The organism is Methanobacterium sp., assembly GCA_030017655.1.
Lineage (GTDB): Archaea > Methanobacteriota > Methanobacteria > Methanobacteriales > Methanobacteriaceae > Methanobacterium_D.
In genome coordinates this window covers 91,278-105,773 of the sequence record JASEIM010000001.1, presented here as the reverse complement: position 1 = coordinate 105,773, position 14,496 = coordinate 91,278, and the positions used below count along the sequence as shown (strand labels likewise).

Annotated in this window: 14 protein-coding genes; 13 read left to right on the top strand and 1 reads right to left on the bottom strand. The window is 33.4% G+C overall.

The window, feature by feature from the left end:
* Positions 1 to 600: 600 nt before the first annotated feature.
* Complete coding sequence (locus tag QMD61_00525) at positions 601 to 1,953, bottom strand: MFS transporter (GenBank protein ID MDI6723108.1); 1,353 nt, start codon at positions 1,951 to 1,953, stop codon at positions 601 to 603.
* A gap of 75 nt (positions 1,954 to 2,028) precedes the next feature.
* Between QMD61_00525 and QMD61_00520 the strand changes: the two genes are divergently transcribed.
* The 13 genes from QMD61_00520 (at position 2,029) to QMD61_00460 (ending at position 14,394) form a co-directional block, all read left to right on the top strand.
* A complete protein-coding gene (locus QMD61_00520; protein ID MDI6723107.1) occupies positions 2,029 to 2,226 on the top strand; it encodes an acylphosphatase in 198 nt (65 codons plus the stop codon).
* Between the two features lie 67 nt (positions 2,227 to 2,293).
* Positions 2,294 to 2,596: a nucleotidyltransferase domain-containing protein gene (locus QMD61_00515; protein MDI6723106.1), complete on the top strand. Its 303-nt coding sequence runs from the start codon at positions 2,294 to 2,296 to the stop codon at positions 2,594 to 2,596.
* The gene (locus QMD61_00510) at positions 2,589 to 2,960 is read left to right on the top strand and encodes a HEPN domain-containing protein (GenBank protein ID MDI6723105.1); all 372 of its coding nucleotides are present in this window, start codon (positions 2,589 to 2,591) and stop codon (positions 2,958 to 2,960) included. Before QMD61_00515 ends, QMD61_00510 begins: the two co-directional genes overlap by 8 nt.
* Before the next feature lie 24 nt (positions 2,961 to 2,984).
* Positions 2,985 to 3,311: an acylphosphatase gene (locus QMD61_00505; protein ID MDI6723104.1), complete on the top strand. Its 327-nt coding sequence runs from the start codon at positions 2,985 to 2,987 to the stop codon at positions 3,309 to 3,311.
* Positions 3,312 to 3,963: 652 nt separating this feature from the next.
* Positions 3,964 to 4,443: a hypothetical protein gene (locus QMD61_00500; protein MDI6723103.1), complete on the top strand. Its 480-nt coding sequence runs from the start codon at positions 3,964 to 3,966 to the stop codon at positions 4,441 to 4,443.
* Between the two features lie 321 nt (positions 4,444 to 4,764).
* Positions 4,765 to 5,151: a hypothetical protein gene (locus QMD61_00495; GenBank protein ID MDI6723102.1), complete on the top strand. Its 387-nt coding sequence runs from the start codon at positions 4,765 to 4,767 to the stop codon at positions 5,149 to 5,151.
* Positions 5,152 to 5,415: 264 nt separating this feature from the next.
* Entirely contained in the window at positions 5,416 to 6,090 is a 675-nt protein-coding gene (locus QMD61_00490; GenBank protein MDI6723101.1) for a hypothetical protein, read from the top strand.
* 185 nt (positions 6,091 to 6,275) lie between these two features.
* The gene (locus tag QMD61_00485; protein ID MDI6723100.1) at positions 6,276 to 6,614 is read left to right on the top strand and encodes a hypothetical protein; all 339 of its coding nucleotides are present in this window, start codon (positions 6,276 to 6,278) and stop codon (positions 6,612 to 6,614) included.
* Positions 6,615 to 6,794, top strand: a complete 180-nt coding sequence (locus QMD61_00480) for a hypothetical protein (GenBank protein MDI6723099.1) — start codon at positions 6,615 to 6,617, stop codon at positions 6,792 to 6,794.
* Between the two features lie 33 nt (positions 6,795 to 6,827).
* Positions 6,828 to 7,490: a uracil-DNA glycosylase family protein gene (locus QMD61_00475; protein ID MDI6723098.1), complete on the top strand. Its 663-nt coding sequence runs from the start codon at positions 6,828 to 6,830 to the stop codon at positions 7,488 to 7,490.
* 105 nt (positions 7,491 to 7,595) lie between these two features.
* On the top strand, positions 7,596 to 10,739 hold the full coding sequence (locus tag QMD61_00470; GenBank protein MDI6723097.1) for a PAS domain S-box protein: 3,144 nt from the start codon (positions 7,596 to 7,598) through the stop codon (positions 10,737 to 10,739).
* A 117-nt stretch (positions 10,740 to 10,856) separates the two neighbouring features.
* Positions 10,857 to 13,526, top strand: a complete 2,670-nt coding sequence (locus QMD61_00465; GenBank protein ID MDI6723096.1) for a PEP/pyruvate-binding domain-containing protein — start codon at positions 10,857 to 10,859, stop codon at positions 13,524 to 13,526.
* Between the two features lie 4 nt (positions 13,527 to 13,530).
* A complete protein-coding gene (locus tag QMD61_00460; GenBank protein MDI6723095.1) occupies positions 13,531 to 14,394 on the top strand; it encodes a hypothetical protein in 864 nt (287 codons plus the stop codon).
* Positions 14,395 to 14,496 lie beyond the last annotated feature (102 nt).

Genomic DNA, 14,496 nt, shown 5'->3' with positions numbered 1-14,496 from the left:
ATCTAAAACCTACATTGAATTAATAGAAGCCAAAAAAATGGAAGAACTTGCAGATGAAATAGAGGAAATTAGAGAATTCATTCAAAAGGAGTAATCAGAAAAATAAAAATAAAAAATATTTTTAAAGCTTCATTAATAATGCTTTAAATCGAAAATAAAGGCTCCTAAAAGCTTTCAGAGAATCCTTATCTGTCCCTTATCTGCACCTTAAAAAAAGTTGTGGTAGAAAATTATCCAACAAATAACCATTTAAATACAGAACTAGCAAAAAAATATGTACTTAAACATTCTAAATATGGTTAAGATACCTTAAATTTTAATATAACTCCTATAATGAAGAATAAAATATTTTTAAGACTATATTAAATCTTTATAATAACACAAGAAAAAACAAAATTTTACACTTGAAATGTATGTCTAAGTCTATATTTATTGATCCTACAATCAAATAATAGTTTCGTTTTTTTCCTAATAAAAAATAATATATCCAATTTTACTAAAAAATTTATTATAATAAATGATTAAATCTAAATCTTAATTATTAAGCTATTCTGCCCATAATAAGTTGATAAAATTGCTAAAAAAGAAAAATTTATCTTTTTAATCTTTAAATATGGATGTGAAAATTCCAATTACACTTAAAGCAGCAATAGCAACCAGTGACATTCTAAGACTCATAATCAGCCCTGGATAATTGGATGGCATAATCTGGGCATCTCCCAAAACAGCAGCGATAAATAACGTTACTATGCTCATTCCAAATATCTGTCCAATGGATCTCATATCGCTTAATGTTGCTGAAGCTACTCCAAAATACTTTTTATCCACTGCACTAAGAACCACCTTGGTATTTGAAGCATAGAATAAACCTATTCCTGCCCCAAAAATAATTAGAGAAATTCCCCCCAAGTATAGGGCATTTTGGAAATTTATCAACGTCATTAAAGCTACACCAATGGTTGTTAGAACCATTCCCACGGTTGATACATTTGCTGGGTCGATTTTATCCGATAATCTCCCTGCAAATGGAGATATGAGCACCATCATAATCGATTGAACAGAAACTATTAGACCAGCATTAAGGGGATGATAACCTTTTAGATACTGCAAGTAGAGGGTTAGAATAAACCCTACAGATACGAATGCGCCGTAATTTATAAATGCGGTGATGTTTCCAAAGGTGAAACTTTTACTTTTAAACAAGTCTAAATTAATTAAAGGAAATTCAACTCTTTTTTGAGCTAAATAAAATAATGATAGTGTGATTATTCCTCCAATTAAAAGGAATATGCCATATCTGTGGGTTAGATTCGAAATACCGTAAATTATGGCTATAATGGAGGCGCCCAAAAGAAATGAACCTATTAAATCTAATTTCTCTCCTTCTGCATCTACCCAATCATATTTAAATCGTGTTATGGCATATACTGCTATTATCCCTATTATGGTATCTAGGTAGAACAGGGTTCTCCATCCCACAATTTCTGTGATGGCCCCTCCAAGTATTGGCCCAAATATTAGGCCTACAAAGACTCCCATCGATGTTAATCCAAAGGCCTTACCTCTTTCATTTTCAGGAAATGCTGATGATATCATGGCATTCAAGTTAGCAAATATCATTGCGTTTCCTATTGCCTGAAAAATCCTGATTAAAAGGAACATTTCCCCAGATATGGAGAAGGCGGATATAAATGAGCTTAAGGTGAAAATTATTAATCCATATTGGAATATGCGTTTTCGCCCGTAGATATCCCCAATTCTACCAAATGGAATGTATAGTATGGCATTAACTAGCAGATATATTGTGGATATCCATGTTAAAAATAGGGCAGATAAATCAAATTCTACTGCTAGAGAAGGTAGTGCCAGATTAATGGATGATCTTACAAATGGTGTAAGGAATGAGACTAAAATTCCCACTATTAATAGATCTCTTTTTAGTTTATTATCCACTAAAGCATCCGCCCCTCTAATACCATATTAAAATTATATTACAATCTCAAAATATAAATTATGACTAGGTGATGGATGTTCAAAGTTAAAGCCCATGTAATAATTTCTGGAAGAGTCCAGGGAGTATACTTCCGCGGAAACACCAAAAACGAAGCCAAGAAGTATGGTGTAAATGGTTGGGTGCGCAATCTCCCCGATGGGCGCGTTAAGGAGACTTATGGTTTTGATACTGGCAAAAAAAATGAATATTCATTAGCAAGTTCTAATTTATAAATATCAAAATAATATATACAATCAATAAAGTTTTAATAATTCCATTACATATAGTTAAATGGTTAAAATGAACAGAAAAAGAATAGCTGAAGAGTTCTCAAATTCACTTGATTATCCTGAAATAGAAGAAATAATATTATTTGGTTCTGTTGCCCGTGGAGAGGATACAGATGATTCAGACATAGATCTTCTAATAATATCTGGTAAAAAAAGAGAAACAAAGAACAAAATCATGAAAAAAGTAAGCGAGGCACTGCTTGAGTCTGGTACTTATATATCAGCCAAAGTTATTTCTAAAAAAGAATATGAAACACTAAAAGATACCCATTTTATTTCTACTATTAAAAAAGAGGGTGTAGTGCTTGGATGAAGCTGGAATTCTAATGAAAAATGCATATGAAAAGCTTGAAGCAGCCAGAACTCTTTTTAAAAATGAATTCTATGGTGATGCGGTGAGTAGAGCATATTATGCAATGTTTTTTGCAGCCAAGGCTTTATTAGCAGAAAAAGATATTTATCCAAGGACACATAGAGGATTAATTTCACAATTTGGGCTTGAATTGGTTAAAAAAGGGGAATTTAAAAAAGAACTTTTTGATTTGCTAACAAGAGCTCAAGAAGATCGCGAAGAAGCTGATTATGGTTTATTTCCAAAATTAGATGAAGAAGAAGCAAAGATTATAATTGATGGTGCTGAATTGTTTTTAGAAGAATGTAAATCAATTTTATTATAATATTATCTAAATTGAGTTGGTAAATTGAAAGTTAGAGCCCATGTAATAATTTCTGGAAGAGTCCAGGGAGTATACTTCCGCGGAAACACCAAAAACGAAGCCAAGAAGTATGGTGTAAATGGTTGGGTGCGCAATCTCCCCGATGGGCGAGTTGAAGCTGTCTTTGAGGTTGAAGAAAATCAAGGATTTTCTGAACCACAAAAATCGAAGATTTTTGAGGGCGAAAAAGAAGCCGTGGATAAGGCTATTAAGTTCGTTAAAAAGGGACCTTCTTATGCCAAAGTAACTGACTTAGATATCAAATGGGAAAAATATACTGGAGAATTCAACGATTTCCGCGTTTTATATTAATAATTGAATTCTATTTACCGCAGCGAAAAAAACAATAATTTGTGAGCGATGCTTACAAATCTTTGATTTGTGCCCCCCGAAAATCGAAGCATGCAAATCTTCCAATTTGCTGCGTCAAAATTGAAAATTTTGACAGATTTTCGAGAGATCATTTTGATCAATCCGCTCAAAATTCGTAGAATTTTTGCGCCCAAAACACTCTGTGTTTGAGGACTTTTTTCAAGGAAAAAAGGTTGAGGGCGAATTTAAGGATTTCATGATACTTTATTAAGACAAAGATTTTTTGAATTAATACCTTACTAAATCCTTTAAAATTTGAATATTTAGCGTTTTTATCCAGCAGCTTTTAAGTAAAGCCAATGAATCATAATATTTCTAATAATACACTAATTCCTTTATGTTCATTCCTTAAGTGATCATTTTATCCCTTAATGGGCTTATGCATAACTTTTCTTTATTCAAAGGAGGATTAGCTTTTAGAGATAAATTCCATTTATTTTGTGTATAATTAGTTTTAAGGAACTATTTTCGATCATTTTTAAGTAAAAAGAATATTTTCGATTTAAATTTGAGATTAGGGATGAATTTGGGATAATTTATATATAGTAGGTTCGTTCATTACAATGTACCCAACATGAAGGAGGTGAGACATATGAAGAGATCAATAGCTTTATTATGTGCTCTAGCTATGTTGGTTAGTATAATACCTGCATTTGCAGCAAACAGTGACACACCACTTAAAACTCAAACTCAGCTCCAAAAACAGGTGAAGACACAAGATAGCAATTGCACCACAAATCAGACCAGAGATCAGAACAGAACAGGATCTCAAATCCAAAAGCAGTTGAAAGTAAAAGATTGTGATGGTACATCTGTTAAAAAACAGAACCAAAACAAGACTCAGCTTCAAAAGAAGTTGAAAATTAAAGATTGCGATTGTATGGCTGATAAAAAACAGAACCAGAAGAAAATTCAGCTTCAAAAAAAGTTGAAAGTAAAAGCCAAGACAACAAGTAAAGTTCAGCAAAAAACACAAAAACAACTGAAAAAACAAAATAAATCTGTTAATACATTGAAAAAACAGGATCAAACCCAAAAAAGGCTTAAAAATGGTTCATGCAAAGCAATTTAAAAAGCTGCAAAAATAGGTATTTACCTAAATACCTATTTAACTATTTTTTTTAGAGGCGAATTAGCCAAACCAGCAGATATATAATACCTGGCAATAAATAACTTAATATTACTCTTTAGTTCAGGCGGTAAGATGAATATCCATTTCTATAACTGGATCCTTTTAACAGGTATTGGGATTTCAATTTTAATAATCATATTTATCCTGTTCCCAAATTCCTCTTATTTAGGCACTCTTATTGTTCTTCTGGGTGCACTGCTGGGTTATTTAGTTGGAGAATCCCTCTATAAGAGTCACGTAGAAAAAAATAGGGAAACGTTTTTGCAAAAAATAAACCCCATTATTAGAGGTAATATTGAATTAGCCCAATTAAACATGGATATTATTAAAGATAAAACTGCAGGTAGCAAGTTGAAATTATTGAAAAAATTATGGGAAAAAGATAACCCTGCAAGGTTAGGTCTAAAAGAGGAGCTAACCAGAGATTTATTGGTTTTAAAAGAAAGCTCAGAAGAAATCAATAAAAACGTCCTTCATATTAACGATTTAAAGGTTAAATTCAATAAACTCAAAGATTCAGCTGAATTTAAAGATTTAATGGGAAGAATCATCAGTTTTGAGGATGATTTAGAGGTTAAATTGGTTGAATTTATTGAAAATTCTGAAAAAATGTCCATTGAGATTGAAGAAATAATTTCTGCAGAGTAAAAATATGTTAAAAGATTAATAGCATCTATTTCTTTTTATAATCAAAAATCTTAAAGTTTTTTCTGGTTTAAATTCTTTTTTTAAAGTTTTTGTATCTTAATTTATTTTAATTTGATTAATTCTATTTTATTTCCGTTTAATATAGTTACAAAAGGTAATAATATCTCTATTTTTAGTTCGCGACCTTTAAAATAAAGTTTTTTTAAAAAATTTTTTATAGGATTTCATACTAATTATTTATAAGGTATTATCGGAGGTGAAAATGTGAAGACAAAAATTGCTGTAATGCTATTTACCCTCATAATAGCATTAGGACTTACTGGAGCAATATCCGCACACCCAGTTGAAAAATGCAATACACATAAAGAATTTAAGTCCAAATACAGCGATAATAAGAATATAAAACATGATAAGGACCATAAATGGAATAAAAAATGTAGTTATAATTTTTTTAATTGTAAGCAAAAATGCCAAACAACTACACCCGTAAAATGGTTTAAACATGTAAATAAATGTAAAAAACATGTAAATCCATGCTTTAATAAAACATGTAACAAAACATGCCCACCATGTCCACCATGTCCACCATGCAATCAAACAAATCAGACTAACCAGACAAATCAAACAAATCAGACTAACCAGACTAATGAAACACCAAGCGCTGCTGGAGGTAAAGAGCCCCCTATTATTAATCCGGGAGCTGCTGGAGGTGAAGAGCCCCCTATTATTAATCCGGGAGCTGCTGGAGGTGAAGAAATCATTTCTGAAGAAATTGCAGCTGCTGGTGAAGAAGCACCCAGAGTAACTGTTGCTGCTGCTGGCGAACCACCAACAGTATCTGCTGCTGAAGTACCCATGCAGGAAACAGGAATGCCAATAAATTATTTATTAATAGCATTGCTAATGATACTGGGAGGATTATATAGATTTAGAAGATAAATCACCTCTTCTTCTTTTTTTGAGAGTTAAGAAAGACTTTAATATCTGCAAAAACTCTTTAAATTATATTATACAAAAAACAGCTTATTTATTGCATTTAAGCATGAATAAAGTCTATAATTGCGTTATTTACCAATCAATGACTAAAGCATATGTTTATATGGTTAACTATATATAACTAAATCATGGCAGTAAAAAATGATGAAATAAAGCATGCTAAAACCGTGGGGACTAAATTAACACCCCGCGAATATGAAGAAATATCAAACTTGATAGAAGCAGGAATCTTTCTTAGCATGTCTGATTTTATAAGAGAATCTGTAAGAGATAAATTAAAGGCCACGAAAGTAATTAAAATTCGTGATATTGACTATGAAGATGCTAAAAAGGAAATTTTAGGTTATTATAGAAGTTATGATGAAGCCTACATATCTGAAGTGGCTGAAGATTTAGAGCTTGATTTAGAATTAGTGCTCCAGATAACAGAAGAACTGGAAAAAGAAGGTCGTTTAAAAGGGATCTAAATGTCAAATGTTTACAAAGATATTGGAACTATCATAAAAAGAGATAGAATTATCGGAGAAGCCAGAAGGATATCTGATATCAAAGTTATTGTTAAATCTGGAAAACATAAAGCTCAAAGGGTTATTTTAAGAGATAATGCAATGTGTTTAGTAGATAAGAAACTCAAATTTATTAAATAAGATTCTGAATAATTTATTTTAAAGAACGTGACTATGGAAAAGGAAACCGCATATAAAAAGCTCGTAGAAAAGCGTAAAAACTATAAATTCCCTGAAGGACTTGTAAACCCCTCAAAAGTAGATAACGGATTATATGACCAGAAAACCCATATAGGGCCATGGTGCAGATGGCAAGGGAACCTGAATGCTGATATCATGCTCATTGGACAGGATTGGGGCACAGTCAAATACTACAGGGAAACAAAAGGCGCACATAAAGATAATACTCCGACAAATACCAGTTTAAGGATTCTTTTTAATGAAATAGGAATAGATATAGGTACTCCAAGTAAACCCAACCATGAAGCACCCTGTTTTTTCACCAATGTAATTTTGGGACTTAAGGAAGGTGAAGAAATGGCAGGGAAAATAAAAGCTCAATGGATAAAAGAAAACGCCGCAGAATTTTTAAAACCCAATATAGATATCATAAAGCCCAAAATCATAATCACCCTTGGAAAAAAGGCATACGATGCCATGGCCCATATTTACGGGTTAAGAAATGACCCAATGAAGAAACTGGTGACCCAGAATCCAATAAAGCTTTATGATGGAATTCTTCTTTTTGCGATGTACCATTGCGGAGGGCTTGGAATGGTTAATAGAAAACTTCTACTACAGATAGAAGACTGGAAGAAGATAAAAAATTATTTATGAGCTTTTAAATCCAATTTAAGCCTCAGAAAGGGATTTAATTTTTTTTAAAATGGAATCATAAATTATTTAGATTTAAAAATTTAAAAATATAGTTGGTGCACGCTAATGAAAAGTACCAAAAAAGGCATAAAGGACTCTAAATCAGGGGATGAATTTAAGGAAATATTCCTTAAATCCCCCATAGGAATTATTTTATTTGGTAGGGATGCAAATATATCTAATGCCAATGAATCCGCTCTTAAAATGTTGGGAACTCCAAAATTAGAAGATATAATTGGAAGAAACATCTTTGATTTCGTTCCTATTGCAGAAAAGAAGGATAAACTGCTTAAAGAGGGTCTTATAAAATTTCAAGCACCTTTAGATTTAAAATGGCTTAAAGATTTTGATTATTACCATCCCACTAAAGAAGGAGTTTTATTTTTAGATTTTACTGTTTCTGTTATTGATTCTGGTTTTTTGGTGCAAATTCAAGATATTACAGAACGTAAAAAAACTGAAGAAGCATTAAAAGATAGTGAAAATAGATTAAAAAATATAATTCATGGTTCGCCTGTTCTTACCTTTGTCATTGATAGGGATCATAAAGTTCTTTATTGGAATAAAGCCATTGAGGAATACAGTGGGGTCACTGCTGAAGAAGTTGTAGGCACAAAAAACCATTGGAAAGGATTTTATGAAGAAAAAAGACCATTATTAGCGGATCTGGTTATGGAAGAGAAGTTTGAAGAAATTCCCATTTGGTATCCTTCATACAATGCCAAATCCAAAATTGTGAAAGGAGCATATGAAATTGAGGCCTATTTCCCAACAATATGTGCATCTCCAGCAATTGGTAAAAAAGGAAGGTGGCTACGAGCTACAGCAAGTGCAATCAATGATCCTGAGGGAATAAGTGGAGCGGTAGAAATTCTTGAAGATATTACAGAACGCAAAAAAGCTGAAGAAGAGTTAAAAGAGAGCGAAGAAAAGTTCAGGATACTTGCTGATTCCTCCCCTGCAGCAATTGGAGTTTACCAAGATAAAAGAATTATTTATGCGAATCCGGCCTCTGAATCCATCTTAGGCTACACTAAAGAAGAACTATTCAAAATGGATTGGTTTGACATTGCACATCCAGATTACAAGAAAATTGCAAAAAATGCAATCAAGGCAAGAATGGCTGGTAGCAAAGAAAAATCATATAACGAAATGAAAATAATCACAAAAGAAGGAAAAGAGAAGTGGTTGGATGTATCATCGAATCTAATCCAATATGAAGGTTCACCTGCAGGATTATTAATTGGTACGGATATTACAGAACGTAAAAAAATGGAAGAAACATTAAGAAATGCCCGTGATAATCTTGAAGAACAGGTTAAAAATCGTACAAAAGAACTTGAAGAAGCTTATAAAGCATTGAGTGAAAGTGAAGAGAAATTCCGTGAATTATTCAACAATGCAGAGGATACTATAACATTAGGAGAACTGATAGATGGAAAACCAGGGAAATTTATAGAGGTTAATGAAGCTGCCACAAGAAAATTGGGTTATAGCAAAGAGGAACTGCTGAATATGACTCCTTTAGATCTTACACAAAAAAGCATTGAAGAATCACCAAAAGATGTATTTAAAATCTTAGAAACAGGCAGCGCTACATTTGAAAACGTTCATGTAGCCAAAGACGGGTCTAAAATACCTGTTGAAGTTAATACCCATCTTTTTAAATTGAAAGGAAAAGATGTGATTCTTGGGATTTCCCGTGATATTACAGAACGTAAAATGGCAGAAGAAGAACTAAGAGAAAGTGAGGAAGTATATCGTAAATTGCTCAGAGAATCATTTGATGCTTGGGGCATCCACTCTGATGGTATACTCTTAGCTGCCAATAATTCTGCAGCAAAAATCTTAGGGGGAGACATAGAAGATTTTGTTGGAAAACCAGTAATCGATTTTGTGCATCCTGACTACAGAGAAGAGGTAGAAAAAAGAAATTTAAAAATGTATGAAGAGGGAGGTTCAGAGCCCTTCGAACAAAAATTTTTAAAATTGGATGGAACGGTTATCGATGTAGAAGCTGTGGCCACATCACTAACTTATAAAGGAAAACCCGCAGTTCAGGTCGTTTTTCGTGATATTACAGAACGTAAACAGACCGAAAAAGCTCTTATTGAGTCAAGAAATTATCTGGATAAGATTATAAATTCCATTGCTGATCCCGTCTTTGTTAAGGATAATCAGCATCGTTGGGTGCTTTTTAATGATGCTTTTTGCCAGTTTATGGGATATCCACGAGAAAAACTTCTTGGAAAATCTGATTATGATTTCTTACCTTCACATGAAGCAGATGTCTTCTGGGAAAAAGATGAAGAAGTACTCAAAACTGGTATGGAAAATGTAAATGAAGAAGAAATCACAGACCCTGATGGTAATGTGCATTACATAGTCACTAAAAAAACCCTCTACACTGATATTACTGGAGAAAAATACATAGTGGCAATTATTAGAGATATAACTGAACTTAAAGATGTTGAAAAACAATTAAAAGAAACAATAAATGAATTAGAACGCTCAAATGAAGAACTGCAGAGTTTTGCATATATCACAAGCCATGACTTGCAGGAACCATTAAGGACTATGGGAAATTATGCTGGTCTTTTAAAGCGGCGTTATGAAGGAAAATTAGATGAGGACGCCGATGACTTCCTGGAATTTATGACTGGCGGAGCAACAAGAATGAAGGATATGATACAGGGTTTACTTGAATATTCACGTGTGGGAACCCGCGGCGGTGAATTTATGGAATTTAACGCCGGAGATGCTTTAAATGATGCCTTAATTAATTTGAAATCCGCAATTGAAGAGTGCCCTGCTGAAATAGTTTATGATCCTTTACCTGTAATTAATGGAGATAAAGACCAGATAAGCCGTGTTTTCCAGAATCTCATTGGTAATGCTTTAAAATTCCGCAGGGAAGGAGTGCCGCCTGAAATCCGCATTAAAATCAGTAAAGGAGATGATGAATATGTATTTTCTGTAAGTGATAATGGAATAGGTCTTGAAGAGGAATATTCAGATAAAATCTTTGAAATATTCAAAAGATTGCATGCAATTGGGGAATATCGTGGGGCAGGCATTGGACTTGCCATTGTTAAAAGGATTATTGACCGTCATGGTGGGCATATTTGGGTAGAATCCGAATTAGGTAAAGGTTCAACCTTTTATTTTACTGTACCAATAAAAGACGGCTCAGAAGTCAATGATAATTAATAAAAGAATTATTTTTAAGTTTTTGGCATTCTTATATTTTCTTAGATTTTTAATAAGGCAACTGTTTTATCCTACTAACATTAAAATAGATACAGAATTCTACTTATTTTAAAACAAGTGATTACATTGCAGGCCCATAGTAGTACAGAGTATGTGATAGATCTTAAAGAAAAAGACCTTCAGATTGAAAAAATTGGAGGTAAAGCATTTAATCTTGCTAAAATGTCACATGCAGGATTCAATATCCCTCCAGCATTCATCGTATCGGTGGATGCATATGATTTTTTTATTAAACAGGAATTAGAAGCTAAAATTTCAAAAATACTTGATAAGATTGATTTTAAAGATGAAAATTCTATATCTAAGGGATGTTCACAAATAAGAGGTATAATAAAAGGAGATAAGCTTCCAGAAAACCTATTTTTAGAGATTAATAATCAGATAGAGAGTCTCCCTGAAGGGTTTTATGCTGTTAGATCAAGTGCAGTGGCTGAAGATCTTCCTGATGCAAGCTTTGCAGGGCAATTAGACAGTTTTTTAAATATTAAAAAAGATGATATCCTGGAAAGAGTCATTGAATGCTGGGCATCTTACTGGAATGCGAGAGCAGTTAAATACAGACATGATTCTGCAATCAAGCAGCTAGATTCAGATACAAAAGCTGCAGGAATCGCTGTAGCGGTACAGAAAATGGTCAATGCAGATGTAAGCGGCGTTACATTCACTGCAAATCCTGTTAATGGCAATAATGACGTTGTTATCGAGTCTACATGGGGGCTTGGCGAGGCAATAGTCTCCGGAATAGTTACACCTGACATTTATGTTTTAAATAGAGATGGAAAGTTACTGGAAAAGAATATTAAAAGAAAAGAAAAAGGATATTTCCTGAAAGAGGGTAAAAACACTTTAAAAGATATAGATGTAGAACTTATAGAAAAAACAAGCCTTAATGAAGAAAGCCTCAGAAAATTATTAAAAACAGCAGTTGAGCTTGAAAAATTCTTCGATGCCCCTCAAGACATTGAATGGGCCATAGAAGATGGAAATGTTTATATCCTCCAGTCACGCCCCGTAACCACCCTCAAAGATGATAATGATGATATTTTATGGACCCGGGCGTATGGGGATGAGTACTGGGCTGATGCAACAACACCGCTCTTTTTTGATGTTATGGGTAAAATGCTCACAGATTATGTGAACCATGAAGGCGCCCGTATAATGGGATACAGGGAAATTACAGATTCTAAACTATTAAAACTCCATAAATCAAGGGTTTACTTTAATAGTTGGGTATTAGAGAAGGCTTTCTCATATTACCCTAAATTTGCAAGGTCTAAAGAGCTATTAAACTATTTTCCATTAAAGGATCAGGAGAGAATATCAAAGTATCCTTCCATATTACATAAAACCTTGCTTTCACAGATTTTAGTGGCTATCAGAGACCCTGATGGGATGATGCACAAGACAGATAAGGCCTATAGAAAATGGGCAAAGGGATTCATGAAAAAATGTAAATACTTCGACAAAAAAGACCTGGATAAACTAAGTAACGCAGAACTCCTATCGCTTTACAGGGATATTGAAAAATCAGGCATTAAACACTACCAATTAATTAGATACGGTATGGTTTCCCATTCAATAGCCACCAATCTGATGATTAAAAACTGGCTCCTTGATTGGCTGGATGATAATGACGGATCCCTCTATGCTGGCTTAATTTCAGGTTTAGATGACAATAAAACAGTCGCGATGAACATCAGATTTTCTGATCTGGCCAAAATATTAAGGAAAGATAGTAAACTGCTTGCAAAAATAAATTCAGCAGATTTAAGTTCCCAGGATGAATTAGAGATTAATGAATTAATTTCTTCCAATAAAAAATTTAAAAAAGAGTTTAAAAAATTCATTAAGGATTATGGGCACAGATCAAACACCCGCGAAATTCTATATCCGCGCTGGAGAGAAGATAAAGCCTATGTCTTGGAAGTGATTAAATTATTATCTTCTTCTGATCTGGATTTAAGAAAAAAAGAGTCAGAAAGCCGTTACAATAGATTTAAAACAGAAAAAGAAGTTTTGAAGGAAATAAAAAAACAAAAAGGCGGGTTCTTCAAGGCAAAAATCTTTTCCATTGTGCTTAATCTGGCTCAGACCTACCTAACTTTCAGGGAAAACCAGAGATTCTACCTGGATCACCTTCTTTTCCGCCAGAGATTAATGCTCCTTGAGATGGGAAGAAGACTGGTAACCAGAAAAGTTATTAATGAAGTGGAGGATGTTTTCTTCCTCTATGAAGCTGAATTATTTGAAATTTTCAATAAAGAATTAGATGAAAGTTTCGATATAAGTAATATGATTTCAAAAAGAAAGAAGGAATTCTACAGGTATAAATCATCCCTTCCACCAAAATTCATAAAAAATGGGATTGAATTTGATGATACTGTTATGGAATATAACCAGAATGCAGTTTATGGTGCAGCTGCAAGTCCTGGAGTATTTAATGGTGTGGCAAGGGTTGTTGAATCTATTGAGGAATTATCAGAGCTTGAAGATAATGAAATTCTTATTACCAGTAACACAGATCCTGCCTGGACATCAGTATTTTCAAAAGTTGGGGGCCTTATCACTGAAACCGGGGGAATATTATCCCATGGGGCTGTAATTTCCCGCGAATACAGAATACCTGCTGTAACTGCCGTTAAAGGCGCAACTAAACTATTTAGAACAGGTGAAGAGTTAGTTATAGACGGTAATAAAGGAGTTGTATATAAAAAAAGGATAAAGTGATTTTATGGATGTAAAAAAGCATGAAGAATGGAATGAAAGCTATTATTTTAATTTTCATGATAAAAATAATGAGTTAACCGCTTTTATGCGCATAGGAAACAAGGTCAACAAAAACGAAAAATCAGTGTTCTTCTATTTAATGTCTCCAAAGATAATAGCAGGAATTAAACTGGAAACCCCCTGTGATGAGAATCCATGGAGTATTGCAGGCCTAAATTATGAGGAAATCGAATCAGATAAATGGAAACTTAAATATGATGGTTCAATTTTTAATCCAATATCTAAAACAGAATTTAATGTCAAGATGGAAGTTACATGGCAGGCTTTAAATCCAGTTATGGATTATGTTGATTGTGTCAATCAAAAACAGGCTGAAATGTCATCTAATGTTGCTTCTGAACATTATGAACAGTTTGGAAGAGCCATTGGAAACATTGAAGTTGATGGAGAAGTGTTTGAAATTGAAGCACTTGGTGAGAGAGATTTAAGCCGTGGTGTGAGGGAATGGGGATCTCCCAAGATGTGGATGTGGATCAATTCTGAATTTTCAGAAGATGAAGCTTTTAATGTAACCAAACTTTCTGTTGATGAAGGAGATATTGATGCTGGATACTTTTACACAGGCTCAGTTAATGAACCACTTGTAAAATCAGATATAGATGTTGAATTTAGCAATGGAATCCCTTCTAAGTTCCAGATGATATTATTTGATAAAAAAGGGTCTGAATATTCAGTTTCTGGCGAGGTAATTAGATTTGGGATGATTCCGGTTGATGAAAAGATGAACCTCATAGAAACTCTTTCCCTATATAACTGGGAAGGTAAAGAAGGGTATGGTGTAGCTGAGTTTTTAATTCCAAATTTCTAAACCGTCTAGTTTCGCACTAAAGAGCAAAAACTGTTATAAATAAACTGAAACGATTAATGGAAGATTTATAATTCCACATGATATACTTGAATCATATATTTT